The organism is Viridibacillus sp. FSL E2-0187, assembly GCF_038006425.1.
GTDB lineage: Bacteria > Bacillota > Bacilli > Bacillales_A > Planococcaceae > Viridibacillus > Viridibacillus arvi.
In genome coordinates this window covers 1,677,744-1,695,663 of sequence record NZ_JBBOVG010000001.1, presented here as the reverse complement: position 1 = coordinate 1,695,663, position 17,920 = coordinate 1,677,744, and the positions used below count along the sequence as shown (strand labels likewise).

Here is a 17,920-nt window from a genome sequence, read left to right as displayed (position 1 = left end):
AATAAATAAACCTACATGATGATTGAGTGAAACTACTCTAATCATCATGTAGGTTTTTTTTATATAGCTTCTACATTTTCGATCTATTCCAATCTCTTACTTTACATGAAATGTTGTATGGCTATGTCCTTCTCGTGATTTCGTGACTTCTAAAATAGCTGGCATTGCTGCTTTTAGTTCTGCAACATGGGAGATAACACCAATCATACGACCGGACTTCTGAAGATCAATCAGTGTATCGATTGCTTTAGTCAAAGATTCCTCATCTAACGTACCGAAACCTTCGTCTATGAACATCGTATCAATTCTGATATTCCCTTGGAAACTTTGAATCACGTCTGACATACCAAGTGCTAAACATAATGAGGCATTGAACTTTTCTCCACCGGATAACGTTTTGACATCACGAGTTTGCCCCGTGTATGCGTCATAGACATCTAAACCTAATCCACTTTGCTTCCCTCTTGCTTCTTGACGATCACTACGAATCAAATTGAATTGCCCGTTCGATAGTGGTTTAAGACGTTCATTTGCAGCATGAATAATTTGCTCCAAATACTCGATTTGAACAAAACGCTCAAATGAGATTTTCATATGATTTTGACCTCGTAGTAAATCATAAAGGCCAATAATTCGGCCACAAGAGGCTTCAAGTTCAGCTATATTTTTGGTTACTTCCGATAAATCAATAATCAGTTGGTGTGTATTCTGACGATATTTTTTTGAATTATTCCATTGTTCGAATGCCATTTCATAGGCTTGTTTCAACTGATTTACTGCCTCAGTTAATAAAGTAAGATCCACTAATTCTTTACCTGCAACTTGTTCTTTTTCTTCATCAATTTGTGTCGATAATGCATGTATTGTGTTTTTATATTGCTGACATTCTTCTTTTAGTTTTTGACACTGTGACCCATCTCTTCTAGCTGCTAAGTAATCTTTTCCTTTTTCAAAGCCTGCATTCTCAACAGCTTTTTTAAAGTCTTCTTGCGCTTGTTCAAGCAATTTACGAGATTCCGCTAAATCCGTTATCGCATGTTGTAAATTCGCTTGTGCTGTTGTATTTTGTTCGTTAGCTTGTTGCATACGCTTTTGAACAAGTGTCCATCTTTCCTCTAATTGAGTTCTTTGTTGTATAGCTTCGTTCGTTAACTGATATAGATGATCTAACGACGTAATGTCTTGAGGAATGGATTTACGTTTTTCATCATATATTGCCGTTGCATTATTCAGTGCCTGCAGTTGAGTTTGATAAGTCTTTTCCAGTTGTTGAAGTTGTAGCTGGAATTCATCTACAGCTTGTTTTTGAGATTTCGTTTTCTCTTTTAGTTGGTTCCAAAGCTCTTTTTCTTTCTTTAATTGCTGAACATTAGCGAATAAGTCTTGATATTGATTAGTTAATGTTGGCCCTTCTTCCACTGTAACGCTAAGTTCTTTAAGGTTTTGCTCTAGTGCATTAAATGCTTGCATTTCAGCCTGCAGTTGTCCATTAGTCACGAAGTATTGTTGTTCTAAATTTGATGCATATTTGCGAATTAGCTCTAATTGTTGCTCATCAATGACTTCCACTGTTTCTTCATGCTTAGCCACATGTTCCGTGCTGCCACATACCGGACACGGTGCACCGTCTACTAACTGTGATGCAAGAATACTCGCTTGGCTTGCAACCCATTTATCTTGTTCAGCCTTCGCTTTTTGCTGCGCTTCTATATATATTTTTTCTTTTGAATTGACTTGACCTTGTAATTCCTGCACCTTTTTTTGTTGTGTAGACCATTGGTGAAAAGCTGATGCTCGGTCTTTTAATTGAGCTAATTGATCAATTTTGTCATCTAGAGGTTGTATTGTCTCTTCTAAAGTTGCTGATTGTTCTTCTAATGCTTGGAGTGCGAGCATTCGCTCTTTATGTTGTTGACTTTGTGCAGTAAAGACTGCTTGCAATTGCTGAACCTCTTGCTGTAATTGATTTTTTATTTGATTTTGCTTTTCTAAATCTTTAAATATAGGTTCTAAAGATTGTAAATGCATGACCCTTTTTAAACTGTCGTTACGCTCAGTTTCTTTTTGTTGTTGGACTACAAATTGAGCAGTTACTTCTTCTAATTGAAGTTTCATTTTTTGTTCTGATTTTTTGGCTTCTTCAGATGTAGCTTCTTTTTGTAAAACCTTCTGCTTCGCTACACGGTAATATTGCTCTATTGGAATAATGTGACTAGCTTTTTCAGCAGCAGCTAACTCACGTTCTTTTTCTAGGAACAGAGGCTCTTGCTGTCTTAAAGAAAGAAGTTTTTGCTCCTTTTCTTTAAATGCCTCTATTTTTTGATTTAAAGTAACTGCTTCAAATTGTTGACGTTGCTTGTCTTCAAGTTGTTTGCCGACCGCTTTATAATTAGCTTCATCTTCCGTAATTTGCTTATCATAGTAGTCGACTTCAATTTTTAAAGCATCTACTAGTTGATACATATTAAATTGGTTTGTTTCTAGTAAATCAAAAAGAGCAGATTCTCTTTTAGGAAGCGTGCTTGCAATTTTACTTGTGTGTAAGTTACGGACTGCTATAGCCTGCTGTAATTGTTTGTCAGCTTCTTCTTTTTTCACTTTAAGTTGATCTGCAATATGTCGATAAGATTCGGTCTTGAAGATTTTACGTAATATCGCTTCTTTGTTTTCTGTTTCAGAAGTTAATAATTTACGAAACTCCCCTTGAGGCAACATGACAATTTGTTTAAATTGATCCTTTGATAATCCGATAATATCTTCAATTTTTTTATTAATTTCTCCAACTTTTTGTGATTCAACGACTGGTTTTTCTCCTGTAGGTAGAATCTCAACAAGTTCAAATGTTTCACCTGTTGCAGTTTTATTGCCATTTTTTCTATGAGCTAATTGACGAAGTACACGATATTGACGATTATGAATTTCAAAAATGAGTTCAGCAGATGTGTGAGTATCATCGTCAGCAAAATCACTGCGAATTTCTTTTATATCTGCACGATCCTCACCACTCGCACTACCGTACAACGCAAAACTAATACCATCGAAAATAGTTGTTTTGCCAGCTCCCGTAGCACCAGAAATAACAAATAAGCGATGGTCGCCTAATTCACGAAAATCAATTGTTTCTGTCTTTTTATATGGCCCAAATGCGGTCATTTTCAGTTGAATTGGCTTCATTTCACATCGCTCCCTACTTCACGTTCTTTCGCTAATCCTTCTTGTAACACTTCTTGGAATAGCTGTTTTGTTGCATCTTCTACTTCTGCCCCTACTATTTCCTTGTAAAACGCTTCAAAGAGCGTTAAATCGTCCATCTTTTGACGAGATGTCGTTAGTTGCTCAGTGCCGTCTATTTTTTGATGAATCATTTTACGCTCCACATGCATGGCATTCGGAAAGACTGTACGAATTTTCTCCATGGGTGAAATAATTGGTGTATCATCAAGTAATTTAACGTAAATATAATCTTCACTTACTTCTGATTTAAGTAAATTATCAATTGTATCCTCAACAGTTCGCATATCTCTCCGCGGTTGCAATAATTTCTTCTCGATTGTTACTTGTCCATCTTCTGCTAAATCCACGATTAAATAGCCCTTTTTATGATACTCTTCAGAAATCGAATACTTTAAAGGTGAGCCTGCATAGCGAATTGTTTCATTTAATACGAAATGCGCTTGGTGTAAATGTCCAAGAGCTGTGTAATGAAATGGTTCAAATAGCGCTGCATCTATACATTCTGTACCACCGATCGCTAACGGTCTCTCAGATTCACTTGTATTCTCCTCTTCTTGACCGTGGGAAGTTACAAATGCATGTCCAACAAAAATATGTCTTTTCTCTGGATCCATCTTCTTTTTCAATTCATCTGTTATACGTTTCATTGCAGATTGGTGTGTTTTAATGGAATCATCATCAAACACATATCTAACTTGAGAAGGGTCCGCATATGGTATTAGGTGAAAATGTACCTCTCCAAACTCGTCATTTAGAACGACTGGTGATAGCTTGTCTTCAAGATTTCCTACTATATGTAAACCGCTTTCCTTCATTAACTGACTACCGAAATGTAAACGACCTGGACTGTCATGATTTCCTGCAATGCTAATGAGTGGTATATGTCTTTTTAACACAATCTCTGCGAAAATATCATCTAATAATCGAACGGCTTCTGTCGGAGGTACAGCTCTGTCGTATAAATCACCGGCAACAATAATGACATCTGGCTTCTCTTGGTCTATATCAGCCAAAAATTGTTGTAAAATATAAGCTTGATCCTCAGTCATATATACCCCTTGTACAAGCTTCCCTAAATGCCAATCAGCTGTGTGAAATATTTTCATGAAAATTCCTCCTTTTAAATCATATTATCTATTTTAACATTCAATTGATGTAGTTGTGATTGAAAAATAGCACACAGAATACACTGTAAATACATTTTATCACAAACACACTCAAAAGAACGAATGTTCCTATTTTAACGAATTCAATACTTTTCAATTAGAAAATTTTCTAAGAGATTATAGGCATTTTGGTGATACTGAATTTTAGAGTTTTTTGGAGGGAAAACCATGATTGAATGTAAATGCAAGTATAAATCAAATATTCCTTTCGTTTTAAAAATTTATTAGTAATGCGTTTTCAAAGGATACTTTATTATCATTTGCGTAAAATTAGGGACTACAAAAAACAAAAGAGCGCTCGCTTATGCCGGATTTCGACTAAACGACGCTCCTATTGGTTTTCAACTCAAATACTCTTTCGTTACTACTTCTAAACATCAAAATATAAATGATAATGAGCTTCACACCGCTCGTTAAATCTAGATCCACATTGTAAACAATGATTTGTCCCAACATACTCTGTAATCGTATGTTCTTTTTTACAAATACCACATAGTGCGGCTAGCTCATCTGATTCATCCTTTGCCCAAACTTCTGGTTCATGAAGTTCACATGCTGCATGACATTCAAAACAAGGATAGTATTTATTACAACATTTAAATTTCAATGCGACTATATCCTTGTCCGTATGATAATGCAAACAACGCGTTTTATCATCAACAACTAATCCATAAACCTTCATTTTCTAACCTCCGACCATTCTTAACATAAAAAAAATACCAACAAATAAAAGACTTGCAAAAATCACTAGATAATCTCGGTTCTCAAAATGTAATACTTTATAACGTGTACGTCCACTTCCATTACCATAAGCTCTAGCGTCGATAGCATTTGCCAAATTTTCCGCTCTTTGAATTGAAGTAAATAAAAGAGGGACAATGATAGGAATATAACTAAATACCTTTTTCACAAATGATTTATCTTCGAAATTAACACCTCTTGCTTTTTGCGCTTCTATGATTTTATCCAACTCCATTACTATTGTTGGTATGAAACGTAATGTTATAGCTAACATTAATGAAAATTGCTCGACTGGAAAACGCAATCGTTTCAATGGTTTGCAAAGTATTTCAAATCCATGAGCTAAGTCCAGTGGCTTCGTTGTCAAGGTTAACAAAGATGTGATTAATACTAGTAAAAAAATCCGCAACACTATGCTAAATCCATCAATAATGCTCTCTTTATATATAGATAAAATACCATACTGAAACAGTAAGTTCTCTCCTTTAGTAAACAAAATATGATAGAAAACCGTAAATGCTAGAATAATTAGAATTGGCTTTAAACCCTTTAGAAAAAAGCGGAATGGAATTTGCGATAAAGTAATACAGCCAACTACTAAAAAACTAGCTAGTACATATCCTGATATATTATCTATTAATAAGAATGCAATAATGATACAAACTAAACTTATTAGTTTCGAGCGTGGATCTAGACGATGGAAAATAGAAGATGCATCAATAAACTGTCCAATCAATACATTTTCAATCACTAAACTTCAGCCCCTTGTTTCTGAAAATAAGCTATTACATCCCTAAGAACAACTTCTTCCTGTAAAGACTCTACTTTAATAAAATCACCGAAACGTTGCTCAATTAGTTGCAATAGTTTCACGGTATCTGGAGTATCTAAACCGAATTCCTTTAATTCATAATCATGGTTCAGAAAAAGTGAAAGCGGACTTTCTTGGAAAGCTATCTCTCCATTGTTCATCACGAGTACTTCATCTGAATACTCAGCAACTTCATTCATCTCGTGTGTCACGAATATAACTGTACGGTGTCCACCCACAGCTTTATACCAATCATGTATTAATTGTAAAATAAGTTTACTTCCAACTGGATCTAGTCCAGCAGTGGGCTCATCTAAAATAAGAACCTCAGGATTCATCATAAGTACAGTAGCTATAGCCACACGTCTTTTTTCTCCCCCACTTAATTGTAAAGGGGCCTTTTGAAAGTACTCTTCGGATAAGCCTACTAGTTTTATCATCTGCTCCGCTCTCTGATTGACTTCTTTCATTTCAATACCTTGATTTTTTGGGCCAAATACTAAGTCTTTTAAGACAGTTGTTTCAAATAATTGATGTTCAGGATACTGAAATACCAAACCGATATCGTGAATAATTTGAGCTTTGCCTTTTTTCGAAAGCTCATTTACTCTTCCATTAATCAATAAATGACCAGTAGTTGGAGCTATTAAGCCTTTTAATAACTTCATTAATGTAGATTTCCCCGAACCAGTATGACCTATAACGGATATCCATTTACCAGTTTCAATTGATACATTAATATTTCGCAAGCTTTCGTGACTATTAATAGAAGAGTTCGGATAAATATAAGAGGCTCTTTCTAATTTGATGTCCATAAATAATCAACAACCCCTTCCAAAGTCATTAGCTGTTCAGGTACTTTAATGCCCGTTGAACGTAAGCGTTGTTTTAATTTCAGAGCAAGCGGTACTTCCAATTCATTACTTTCAATAACACTATTATTATTAAAAATAGATGCAGGGGTCCCATCCGCCACAATAAGACCATCTTTTAAAACAAGTACCCTTGTTGCAGCTAGTACTTCTTCCATATGATGAGTAATGTGAATGATAGTAATTCCTTTTGTATGTAGTTGTTGCATAAGTGTAATAATATTCTGCCTGCCTTCTGGATCAAGCATAGCTGTTGATTCATCAAATACGATATATTTTGGCTTCATTGCTAATATTGCAGCTATAGCCACACGTTGTTTTTGGCCTCCGGAAAGTTTATGAGGTTCCACTCCTTTATACGAAAGCATATCAACCTTCTTTAATGCATCTTCAGCAATTGATTTCATATTGTCTGGGTCTACCCCAATATTCTCTAAACCAAAAATAACTTCATCAAAAACTGTCGTTGTAATAAATTGATCATCTGGATTTTGAAAAATCAAACCAACAAGCCGTCTAATCTCTCTTAAACTTCCTTGATTTTGTGTCATTACACCATCTACCAAAACTTGACCTAGATGAGGTTGGATAAGACCATTCGCCAATTTTGATAGAGTCGATTTTCCAGAGCCATTTGGACCTACGATCGCTAGAAATTCACCCTTATTAATTTGTAGTGAAATATTTTTCAATACTAAATGCTGTCCATATGTAAATGACACATTATCAAAACTTAGCAAATCATACACCCTCTTTTTATTAATCTCTAATAACTAACTATATTTTTTAATTCCTCTATTGAAAGTTCTTTATGTGAGGGCTTTTCCCAAATACCGATTTTTGAACCATTGACCGAAAAAACTTTACCAGTTACAGTACTGCTATTATTAGCTAATAAAGTAGCTAAATTTGCTACATCTTCCGGTGAACCTACTTTCCAATAATCCGGGAACTCTTTATTTTCTTCCTTGCACCTTGTTAGAATACGTTCAATGACCGGTTTTGTCATATCTGTCAAAGCGGCTGGTGCTATTGCATTAACTCGAATGTCATAACGTTTTAATTCTTCTGCTAATGTATATGTGATTCCTACAATACCCGCTTTTGCAGCACTATAATTTACTTGTCCAACTGTTCCCATTAAGCCCGCAGTTGATGTCAAATTAATAATACATCCCCCTTCACCCCGACTTTTCAAATGTTGAACAGCTGCCCTTGTACACGCAAAAGTGCCTGTTAAATGGACGTCTAGCACTTCATTCCAAGATTGATCTGACATTTTCACAAGTAATTGATCTCTCGTTATACCTGCATTATTAATGAGAATATCTAATTTCCCAAAACTCTTTATAGTTTTATTTACAATTTGTTCAGCGCCAACTATTGAAGCAACACTCTCACAAATACCAATTGCTTGTCCGCCTCTTGTTTTGATATCATCTACTACGACTTTAACATCATTTGCATTAGTACCATTCACGGCAATTAAAGCACCTTCTTTAGCCATTTGAATTGCTATACTTCTACCAATTCCTCTTGTAGAGCCCGTTATTAAAACCACTTTTTCTAGTAGCAATTCCTCACCCTCCAACATTTGCAAATTGGATAACACCTATAATTGCTATTTTTCCATTTTCTATAGTTACCTCTATTTTAATTGTAATAAAATCTAGGTCTTCATCTATTACTACATAAGAAATAGTTAAAAGTTCACCAACCAATACAGGGTGAAGAAATTTCGTTTCATAAGAGACAACAAAGCTAGTTGGAAAAACAACAGACAATCTACTTTCTGCTATTCCCATTACAAGCATTCCGTGTACAATTTCCCTTTCAAAGCCTGCTTCTACTGCACTTTGAAAATCTAAATGAATCGCATTAAAATCATTTGAAGTTTCAGCATAATCCTTTACATCATTTGCTGAAATAATAACGCTCTCATTTTCACAAACATAATCTCCTCTTGTGAAAGTAACCAATTATTCCACCTCATTTCCTTGAAATTCTCGTAAAATCAAAGTTGTTTCTGATGTGAAAGATAACTCATCATTTTGATAACCTTCAAGTACATGTTTCAAAATCCAAAGAACCCCTGTAGAACCTTGCTTTTTCTTCACTTCTTTTAAATAGATTTTGCATATATATGTATCACCTGCGACAATGGGTTTTAAATAGTTAAACTTTTGTTCTCCATGTATTAACGGCACATCCAATTGATCAAGCCAATCTAATTTCGCTATTTGCCAAAATAATATAGGATATGTTGGAGGAGCTAGAAGATCAGGAAATCCAGCATTTTTTGCTTTATGCACATCGAAATGTAATGGGTTTTTATTTTGTATACTTCTCGCAAAGTTTTGAATATCCTGATGCTTAACAGTTACATAAAAAAAGTCCGAAGTCATTCCAGCTTTAAAAGACATGGTTAGTTCACCCCTTCAAATAATGTTGCGAGACCTTGTCCTCCGCCAATCCCCAAAGTAGCAATAGCTTTTTTTATAGTTTTTTTCTGCATTTGAGCAAACAAACGTGTAACTAATATAGCTCCCGATGCACCATAAGGATGGCCTAATGCAATAGCTCCTCCTCCCGCATTTACTTTTGTTGTTGATATGTTCAAACATTTTAATGAGGCCAGTACTTGCGATGCAAAAGCTTCATTAAATTCAATTTGTTCAATTGAATTAATATGTAATTGATTTCTGACTAATAATTTCTCAACAGCGGGAACTGGACCTATCCCTAAATAATTCGGATCTACCCCAGCTGCAACGGCATCAACGAATTTCATAACAGGTTGCAAACCAAGTTCCTTACATTTATCTCCTGACATCAGTAATACAACAGCTGCACCATCATTTACTGGACATGCATTGCCTGCAGTTACAACACCATCTTCTTTGAAAATCGGTTTCAGTGTTGCAAGCTTTTCAATATTTGTTGTTCTCCGTGGGCATTCATCTTCTAATACAGTAACGATTTCATTTCTGGATTTATATGTTATCGGTACAATCTCTGTCGAAAAATCTGTTTCAAGCGCCTTTTTATGGCTATCAAATGCATAACTATCCATTTCTTCACGTGAAATGTTGTATTTCTCAGCTACATTTTCAGCTGCAATACCCATTTCAGGATCTCCAATAGTATCTGGAGAAAATTTTGAACGCATATATATTTCTGGAGCACTATTACTATACAGTGATGAAGGTTTCTTCATACGCCAAGGTGCTCTACTTACACTCTCTACTCCTCCAGCTAAGTACATATGACCCGCACCACTTTGTATGAGACGAGCTGCGATATTAATTGCTTCTAATCCAGAGCCACATTGACGATCCACTGTCACTCCAGGGACTACTATTGGTAGATTTGCGGTTAGCAAGGCCAGACGCGCAATATTACCGCCAGGTCCAATCGTATTCCCTATAATGACATCATCAATTTCTTTAACTGGTAAATTGTATTCACTCAACATATTTTGAATTACTTGTGCTAACAAATCCTCCGGTTCAATGTCTTTTAAGACACCGCCAAGTTTGCCGATTGGACTTCGTTTAGCTAGTACGATAAACGCTTCTGCCATATTATCAAACCTCCACTATCTGTTTTTGCATTTTATCCCTAGCAATTTTCCCGCTACCCGTATATTGAAAATCCTTTACTGACTTTATTAGTTGCGGTATTTTATAAGTTGCTAAATGCTTCCTGCAATATTCTTTAATTTGTAAATGTGACAGCTCTTTATTCGATTTCCATTGAATGATGGCAACGATTTTTTCACCCCAATACGTATCAGGGTGACCATATACCATAACTTTAGATACTTCATCTAACGAGCGTAATACATCCTCAATTTCCTCTGGAAATACATTTAGCCCACCTGTTATCATCATATTTTTTGCTCTACCTACAATGTATAAATAACCTTCTCGATCCTTTACAGCATAATCTCCAAGTGCTAACCAACTTCCTTGCAATACTTTGTCCGTCTCTATTTCATTTTTAAAATAGCAATCAAACATCATATCACTTGAAACAAATAATTGACCTATCTCACCAGTTTCTACTTCCGTTCCATCATCATGACGAATTGAAATCTTTACATTTGGAAAAGGTTTACCTACTGATTTTGGTTTAATGATTTGTTCAGTAGCGGGTAAATACGCAATATAACTTGCTTCAGAAGATCCGTAAAACTCGAAAACATCACTATTGCTAAATAATTTCAAGACTTCTAATTTAGACTCCTCAGTCCATTTTGCTCCAGAGGAAATAATAGATTTAGGTTCAAAAAAGTTGACTGTATTTTTTCTTAAATAAGAAAGTAGTCCTTCTATCATCGTTGGCACTAAATAGAGCACTGTATTTTCAACTCTTTGCATTACTTGCACTACCTTTACCGGAGAAAATTTATCAATTAATTGGAAGGTAGCCCCTATGAATAGCGTATTAAAAGCGGCGAAAAGTGACATAGAATGTACGAGAGGTCCCGGTGCAATAACGTGGTCTTGTTGTTTCATTAAAAATGCATCTTTTGTTGCATAACAACTTTCAATCCACGAATGGTGAGAACGGACGAAACCTTTTGGATCACCTGTTGTACCAGATGTAAATCCTATGAATAGTGTCGTTGGTTGATGTAATATGGTAGGATTTCTTGTACTATACCTCTGCCTCCACTCAATATAATTCCCTCCTACAACAATGACAGGATAACGTACGTTCATTACCTTTCCCATAAACTCCTCATCAATAAAAAGTATTGTTGGTTCACAAATACTTAATACATAGTTAATCTCCTTATCACTCCATTTTGGATCCATGGGAACAGGTATGTAGCCTGCTGAAATCGCGCCTAGGAAAACTTCAAGAAATTCCACTTTATTGCGCATGAAAATTGCTACTTTATTATTTTTTTCAGTGCTTTTACTTAATAGACCATTGCCAACTTGATGGATACAATTGATAAAGACTTTATATGTAATGGCAATCTCGTTATATTGAATAGCTATTTTATCAGGAGTTTTTTTTGCATAATCTCTTATTTGATCGACAATATTCATAGAATTACCTCGCTATATAAACTAAATATTTCGAAATATAAGAGGAGAAGTTCTTATCTCCTCTTACATGTTTTTAATTGGAATGCTGCATATTTTGTGTTAATACAGGAGTTTTTTTCTTTATTGGACTCACAGCTTTTAACTGAACTGCAATCATTGCAGCAACTACTGCTTTAATCGAATCTCCAGGTAAGAATACAATCGCTCCTGAAATACTTGCCCAAATAGACGTGTCAGTCATAATAGCCATTACCGGTGCTCCAATGATATTAATTAGTAGAACACCTCCAACGAAGTTTACTATTATCAATTTCCACAATTTCATATTGTCCCAAAATTTTTCTGTTAAATATCCGATAGCGAAAGCTGCGATTGGCCAACTAATTAAATAACCAACTGATGGTCCCATAAAAACTGAAAGACCTCCTCGTCCACCTGATAAAAGTGGAGTACCTAACGCAACTAATACTAGAAAAACTAAGACACTTAAAGTGCCTACTTTACGCCCTAAAAAGCTTCCTGCAAGCATAATACCTAATGTTTGTGCTGTAATCGGTACAGGTATAAATGAAATAGGTATCGGTGGAATAAGTCCTAGAACTGCAATTACAGCAGCAAATAGAGCGGCCATCACCATATCTTTTGTATTCAATCATTTCATCTCCGTTATAGTAGATTTATGTACAATTCTCACATCGTCGACTATGTGAATAATTTCAAAGCGCTTTGATGAGTCGTGAACGACATCAAGAGAATTCAATTTGATGGTGATTATCGTACACAATTATGATAATAAAACTTTTACTTCTTTTTGTAAACCTATTTTTAATTTTAGGTTAACACAAAATTTTTCATAAAAAAACCTAAGCCAAATTTCCTTGGCTTAGGTTTTTTTATATGCTTAATATTGAAATATAGAATAGACAAATACGATAGTAATAATAATTGGCACTACCCAAGTCATTAAGAATTTCCAAGTATTAAAATAAACGGGCGATAACTTACCACCTTGCATAAACTCATCTTTTACAAATGATTTTTTTACTTTATGCATGATGAAAATGGCAATTAGTAAGTTTCCTAATGGTAGCATAATATTACTAACTAAATAATCTGTCGCATCGAAAATACTCTTTTTGAAAATTGTAAAATCACTTAAACTACTTGATGATAAAGCTGCTGGAATAGAAGCAATAAATACGACTACCCCTAAAGCAAATGCAATATTTCTTCTAGCATTCGGCCACTTCTCTACTAAAGCTGCTACGATAATTTCATATAAACTAAATGATGAAGTAAGTGTCGCGAATAAAAATAGTAATAAGAAAATCGCTAAGAATAGTTCACCAAATGGCATTTGACTAAATACTGAAGGCAACACCATAAACAATAAGCCAGGTCCTTCTGCTGGTTCAAAACCAAATGCAAAAACGACCGGGAAAATCGCTAGGCCTGCAAGTAATGATACGAAAATATTCATTAGTACGACAGACCCTGCGGAATTAGGTAAACTCTCATCTTTTTTCAAATATGAACTATACGTTACCATACAAGAAAAACCAACCGCTAAAGCGAAGAACGACTGTCCGAGCGCATATAACACGGCTTTACCTGTAATCTTAGAAAAATCTGGCGCTAAGAAAAATTTTACGCCTTCCATTGCTCCTTCGAGTGATAATGCTCGAATAACAAGTATGAAGAAGAAGACAAATAATAAAGGCATCATATATTTATTTGCTTTTTCAATACCATTTTGCACACCTAGAGAAATGATAAGCACATTAATCAGTGTAAAAAGCGCTAAGCCAACTAATGTGATCCAAGGTGTTCCTGTTATCATGCCAAACAATTGATCTGGCGCAGTTCCACTTTGAATAACATTTCCGACAACAGCCTTACCACTATATATTAATATCCAGCCACCTACTACACTATAAAAAGATAGTAATAAGAAACATCCTGCTACTCCAAGTCGACCAATCCATACCCATACGCTTTTTGGTGCTAGTTTTTTATATGCTGAGATCGCTTCTGCACCCGTTCCGCGACCAATGATAAATTCTGAAATTAGCATCGGTAAACCAATAAGTAACGTAAAAACGACAAATAATAAAAAGAAGGCTCCCCCTCCACTTTGTCCTGTTACATATGGCATCTTCCAAATGGCTCCTAGCCCAATTGCCGCTCCAGCCGACGATAATATAAAACCAATTTTCGTCGACCACTGTCCTCTTTTTGAATCCAAAGATAATCCTCCTATACTCTGCTCAGCTCAACAATTCTAACAATTGAAGAGACATAAATAATCACTCTCTATTCTATCATGAAAATACTTAATTTATAAGATAGTTTAATCTTTGTTAAAACATGTTAGACACTATTCATACTTCTCATGTAGACTAGTATTTGCGATATATTTTAGAAGGAGATGTAATATGGAAAAAACAACATTAAATGAGCGCACGATTTCTAAAACGTGGATTGTTCTCATTTTAGGTTCATTAACAGCATTTGGTCCACTCTCAATGGACATGTATTTACCCTCTTTACCTACAGTAGCAACTGATTTAGGTACAACAACTTCATTTGCACAATTAAGCTTAACTGCTTGCTTATTAGGCCTCGCTTTTGGTCAACTGATCTTCGGACCTTTAAGTGATATAAAGGGTCGTAGAAAACCTTTACTATTTACATTAATTATTTATTCAATTGCTTCATTACTTTGTGCTCTTAGTAGTAGTATTTGGATGCTAATTGGTCTCCGCTTTGTACAAGGTTTCTCAGGAGCTGCAGGCATTGTTATCGCTAGAGCTTCTGCAAGAGATATGTATGACGGAAAAGATTTAACAAAATTTGTAGCTTTACTTGCACTAGTTAATGGTGCTGCACCCATACTTGCCCCTATATTTGGTGGCATGGTATTGAAATTTGCTCCGTGGCCTATCGTCTTTATCGTATTAGCTATCATCGGAATTTTAATGCTTATAAGCGTTATCTTTATTTTGCCGGAAACATTGCCAGTGGAAAGAAGAGCGACAGGTGGCGTATTTGCGACAGTCAAAACGTTTGGTGGCTTAGTGAAAGATCGCTCATTCATTTGTTTAGCACTAACTCAAGCTTTCATTATGACAGCCATGTTCGCTTACATAGCAGGTTCTCCATTTGTTTTGCAAAAAATTTATGGACTATCTCCGCAAGCTTTTTCAATGTTTTTTGGACTTAACGGTATCGGTATAATCATTGCTTCTCAAATGACCGGAAAATTATCAGAAAAAGTAGCAGAGATTAAATTACTTTTATCTGGAATATTAATCGCTTTTGTAGGAAGTCTACTATTAGTAACTGTCATTGCATTTAAATTACCTCTTGTTTTCATACTTATAGCATTATTTATCATCGTATCGACAGTAGGTATTGTTTCAACAACCGCCTTCTCACTGAGTATGCAAAAGCAAGGCAATAATGCTGGCAGTGCCTCAGCACTCCTTGGATTATTGCCATTTATCGGTGGTGCAGTTGTTTCTCCATTAGTAGGAATTGCAGGCGAAATGAACGCTTGGCCAATGGGCATCATCATATTATCTAGCACACTCTTTTCTATCATAGCCTTTTTATCAATACCGAAAAAATAATCATAAACCGTTCTATTTGATGAACTCCAAATAGGACGGTTTTTTTATTTAGTTATCTATTAATATATTTTCCAATACAACAAAAATTTTTTCTATAATCCGCATATTATTTTACAAATTATTAGTATTTTCTTTCAATTATAGACTCTTTGACTACAACAGACATAATCTGTACTATAATAGGAGAAAGCATTGATTTAGGGGGATAATAATGAAGGTTATAACGACAAGACTTGAAGCAGAGGATGCTAAAATCGTTTATCAAGAAACAGCTGGTATTGCGATTATTACCATTCACCGACCACAAGCAAAAAACGCTTTAACAGCGAATATGTGGGGTCAACTGCGTAAAATTGCACTACAAACATTAGAAAATCCCAAAAATAAAGTACTTATTATTCGTGGTCATGGTGAACAATTCACTGCTGGCTCTGATATAAAAGAATTCAATTCGATTTCTCTTGAAAAAGCAGAGGAAGCATTTATTCATATGGAAAAAACAATCTCTACAATCGAACGCTTACCTATTCCAACAATCGCTGTTATCAATGGGCCAGCAATGGGTGCTGGACTCGAATTAGCACTTGCCTGCGATATTCGTATCGGTTCAGATAAGGCTAAACTTGGTATACCTGTTGGCAAATTAGGGATTACATTAAACAACAAATTTGCCCAACGCCTTGTCAACTTAATCGGACCAAGTATGACAAAAGATTTAGTATTTACAGGACGTATGTTAAAAGCTGACGAAGCATTTCGCGTCGGTATGTTAAACTACTTAGTTAATGAAAAGGACTTAGCCCGCTACGCAATTCGTATGGGGAAATTAGTTGGTTCAATGTCTCCTGCTTCATTACTTGCTGTTAAGCAATCTGTACAGGAATGTGTCGATTCAGCACCTGTTTTATGGAAAGGATCAACTCCATTTGTTGATGCAACTGATTTCCCTGAGGGCGTTCGAGCATTTGTAGAGAAACGTCCACCCGTTTTTGCACGTAAACTGCAATAACACAATCTTATTGGGTCATTTCTTATAGAAAACAAACCCCTTTTTCACCTTAGATTAAAGGTTGAAAAAAACCTAGTTGTAACGCATATTTATCTAAATACAAAAAGCCATCGTTTTGAACAATGATTGATTAAAACGATGGCTTTTTATTTATTATGTAATTTAATTTTTAACTAGTTTAGGTACAATCCTTCACGTCTCATATTTACATAAGCTCTTTCAACCGTTTCATTACCGAATGAACGGTTAATCTGTGAAATGAGATAAGTTTCCCCTTGAAAACGACTGAAAATATTCCATAAGGTGTTGGGGATAACTCCATTAGCTCTTCTCTGCTTTTTAAATCAATGATTTTGACATCTAACCCTAATTCATTTGCACCCACAATTATATTTTCAGTTGCCACTTCTACGTAAGGACATTGAAAAGAGCGTAGTATAGTAAGATTTTCGAATTTATTAATTCTTTCATCCCAATTAGTTGGAAAATACGGAAGTGAAGTGCTATTTTCAAACTGATAAACAAGTAATTCAAAATTAAAAGGTGCTGTATCTACCAATTTAAATTGATTTTTTAAAAAGATATCCTTACTTGGTGTCCAAGAAGTTTCAGGATTTGTAACCACGACTACACCACTCTTAGACTGGTTTTCTGCATCTTGAAGGCATTTATTAATCAGTTTAGTTCCGTAACCTTTTCCAGTTTGACTAACCCATAGACAGTGGATTACCAAATAATTATTAGCGTGGACAACCCTAGAGGAAAACTCAGCATCAGTATATTCAATAAAACCTACTTGTTTTTTATTTTCTATTAATTGAATATACTTTAAACCTTTTTCAAAAATTTCGTTTAGCCACTTATTTTTATTTATGTATCCAAGTGATTTCTTTTTACTTCTGAGACAAAAACTACCCGTTCCTTCGAGAACATCGGTATCTAGCTCAACCATTTGTAAATCTTCCAAAGAAATCCCTCCTTTTCTCTAAAAAACTATTTCTATTTGTTCAATTATTTCCCCTTTATTATTTTCTTCTTCCTCTAAACTACTTCGTTATACCAGTTTCAACCTCTTGTTTGTTAAACATAAACGGGTTATCATTTACATCCTAAAAAACACCATAATAATCTTCAGTAATTCTATCTAATGAAGAAGTTTCGTCATGTTATTTATAGTTTTCGAGATAATTTCTGCAACTAGTTCGATTGCAAAATTTTCATAGCTTTCATTTTTTATCAAAATAAGCTGTATTTAAAAATGATAGCGTTCTACATCGAACCCAACCTATTTCATCAGTTGTTGGTTTGGAATAAAGTTTGATCTAAAATATCCCCAAAATCCATATTTTAAGTTAAATGATAAGAACTCGTTTTGAAAAATGATTGATCAAA

At 35.0% G+C, this 17,920-nt stretch carries 16 protein-coding genes and 1 pseudogene; 2 read left to right on the top strand and 15 right to left on the bottom strand.

The annotated features are described in order from the left end of the window. Nucleotides 1-96: 96 nt before the first annotated feature. The 13 genes from MHH85_RS08130 to MHH85_RS08070 all read right to left on the bottom strand — a co-directional run bounded on the left by MHH85_RS08130 (nt 97) and on the right by MHH85_RS08070 (nt 14,132). Entirely contained in the window at nt 97-3,174 is a 3,078-nt protein-coding gene (locus tag MHH85_RS08130) for an SMC family ATPase (protein WP_340706615.1), read from the bottom strand. Next, the gene (locus tag MHH85_RS08125; protein ID WP_340706614.1) at nt 3,171-4,340 is read right to left on the bottom strand and encodes an exonuclease SbcCD subunit D; all 1,170 of its coding nucleotides are present in this window, start codon (nt 4,338-4,340) and stop codon (nt 3,171-3,173) included. Before MHH85_RS08125 ends, MHH85_RS08130 begins: the two co-directional genes overlap by 4 nt. A 430-nt stretch (nt 4,341-4,770) precedes the next feature. After that, nucleotides 4,771-5,082 carry a CHY zinc finger protein gene (locus tag MHH85_RS08120; RefSeq protein ID WP_340706613.1) on the bottom strand — a complete coding sequence of 104 codons (312 nt, stop codon included), beginning with the start codon at nt 5,080-5,082 and terminating at the stop codon, nt 4,771-4,773. A 3-nt stretch (nt 5,083-5,085) separates the two neighbouring features. Further along, nucleotides 5,086-5,892 (bottom strand): energy-coupling factor transporter transmembrane component T family protein, encoded by an 807-nt coding sequence (locus MHH85_RS08115; protein WP_340706612.1) that lies wholly within the window; start codon nt 5,890-5,892, stop codon nt 5,086-5,088. After that, nucleotides 5,892-6,767 (bottom strand): ATP-binding cassette domain-containing protein, encoded by an 876-nt coding sequence (locus tag MHH85_RS08110; protein ID WP_340706611.1) that lies wholly within the window; start codon nt 6,765-6,767, stop codon nt 5,892-5,894. Before MHH85_RS08110 ends, MHH85_RS08115 begins: the two co-directional genes overlap by 1 nt. Then, nucleotides 6,752-7,564: an energy-coupling factor transporter ATPase gene (locus MHH85_RS08105; protein ID WP_340706610.1), complete on the bottom strand. Its 813-nt coding sequence runs from the start codon at nt 7,562-7,564 to the stop codon at nt 6,752-6,754. Before MHH85_RS08105 ends, MHH85_RS08110 begins: the two co-directional genes overlap by 16 nt. 26 nt (nt 7,565-7,590) lie before the next feature. Further along, nucleotides 7,591-8,400, bottom strand: a complete 810-nt coding sequence (locus MHH85_RS08100) for an SDR family NAD(P)-dependent oxidoreductase (protein ID WP_340706609.1) — start codon at nt 8,398-8,400, stop codon at nt 7,591-7,593. Between the two features lie 4 nt (nt 8,401-8,404). Next, nucleotides 8,405-8,803, bottom strand: coding sequence for a MaoC family dehydratase (locus MHH85_RS08095; RefSeq protein ID WP_340706608.1), 399 nt, complete (start codon nt 8,801-8,803; stop codon nt 8,405-8,407). Further along, the gene (locus MHH85_RS08090) at nt 8,804-9,247 is read right to left on the bottom strand and encodes an FAS1-like dehydratase domain-containing protein (protein WP_193739838.1); all 444 of its coding nucleotides are present in this window, start codon (nt 9,245-9,247) and stop codon (nt 8,804-8,806) included. A 2-nt stretch (nt 9,248-9,249) separates the two neighbouring features. Continuing rightward, entirely contained in the window at nt 9,250-10,407 is a 1,158-nt protein-coding gene (locus tag MHH85_RS08085) for a thiolase family protein (protein WP_340706607.1), read from the bottom strand. Between the two features lie 4 nt (nt 10,408-10,411). Continuing rightward, nucleotides 10,412-11,887 (bottom strand): AMP-binding protein, encoded by a 1,476-nt coding sequence (locus MHH85_RS08080; RefSeq protein ID WP_340706606.1) that lies wholly within the window; start codon nt 11,885-11,887, stop codon nt 10,412-10,414. 73 nt (nt 11,888-11,960) lie between these two features. Beyond that, nucleotides 11,961-12,539, bottom strand: coding sequence for a biotin transporter BioY (locus tag MHH85_RS08075; protein WP_340706605.1), 579 nt, complete (start codon nt 12,537-12,539; stop codon nt 11,961-11,963). A 249-nt stretch (nt 12,540-12,788) separates the two neighbouring features. After that, entirely contained in the window at nt 12,789-14,132 is a 1,344-nt protein-coding gene (locus MHH85_RS08070) for a sodium-dependent transporter (RefSeq protein WP_340706604.1), read from the bottom strand. A 190-nt stretch (nt 14,133-14,322) separates the two neighbouring features. Here MHH85_RS08070 and MHH85_RS08065 point away from each other — a divergent pair, with 190 nt between their 5' ends. Beyond that, on the top strand, nt 14,323-15,519 hold the full coding sequence (locus MHH85_RS08065; RefSeq protein ID WP_340706603.1) for a multidrug effflux MFS transporter: 1,197 nt from the start codon (nt 14,323-14,325) through the stop codon (nt 15,517-15,519). A gap of 211 nt (nt 15,520-15,730) precedes the next feature. Continuing rightward, complete coding sequence (locus tag MHH85_RS08060; RefSeq protein ID WP_340706602.1) at nt 15,731-16,528, top strand: enoyl-CoA hydratase/isomerase family protein; 798 nt, start codon at nt 15,731-15,733, stop codon at nt 16,526-16,528. Nucleotides 16,529-16,733: 205 nt separating this feature from the next. Here MHH85_RS08060 and MHH85_RS08055 read toward each other — a convergent pair whose 3' ends face one another. Both MHH85_RS08055 and MHH85_RS08050 read right to left on the bottom strand, forming a co-directional pair. Next, nucleotides 16,734-17,495, bottom strand: coding sequence for a GNAT family N-acetyltransferase (locus MHH85_RS08055; protein WP_340706601.1), 762 nt, complete (start codon nt 17,493-17,495; stop codon nt 16,734-16,736). A 225-nt stretch (nt 17,496-17,720) separates the two neighbouring features. Further along, nucleotides 17,721-17,850 (bottom strand): annotated as a pseudogene (locus tag MHH85_RS08050) (GNAT family N-acetyltransferase); the annotation flags it as partial. Between the last annotated feature and the right edge of the window lie 70 nt (nt 17,851-17,920).

Bases quoted from the DNA above. Each gene is read 5' to 3' on its own strand.
- MHH85_RS08125 (WP_340706614.1), bottom strand. From the start codon at position 4,340: ATGAAAATATTTCACACAGCTGATTGGCATTTAGGGAAGCTTGTACAA.
- MHH85_RS08085 (WP_340706607.1), bottom strand. From the start codon at position 10,407: ATGGCAGAAGCGTTTATCGTACTAGCTAAACGAAGTCCAATCGGCAAA.
- MHH85_RS08090 (WP_193739838.1), bottom strand. From the start codon at position 9,247: ATGTCTTTTAAAGCTGGAATGACTTCGGACTTTTTTTATGTAACTGTT.
- MHH85_RS08110 (WP_340706611.1), bottom strand. From the start codon at position 6,767: ATGGACATCAAATTAGAAAGAGCCTCTTATATTTATCCGAACTCTTCT.
- MHH85_RS08065 (WP_340706603.1), top strand. From the start codon at position 14,323: ATGGAAAAAACAACATTAAATGAGCGCACGATTTCTAAAACGTGGATT.
- MHH85_RS08080 (WP_340706606.1), bottom strand. From the start codon at position 11,887: ATGAATATTGTCGATCAAATAAGAGATTATGCAAAAAAAACTCCTGAT.
- MHH85_RS08060 (WP_340706602.1), top strand. From the start codon at position 15,731: ATGAAGGTTATAACGACAAGACTTGAAGCAGAGGATGCTAAAATCGTT.
- MHH85_RS08130 (WP_340706615.1), bottom strand. From the start codon at position 3,174: ATGAAGCCAATTCAACTGAAAATGACCGCATTTGGGCCATATAAAAAG.
- MHH85_RS08120 (WP_340706613.1), bottom strand. From the start codon at position 5,082: ATGAAGGTTTATGGATTAGTTGTTGATGATAAAACGCGTTGTTTGCAT.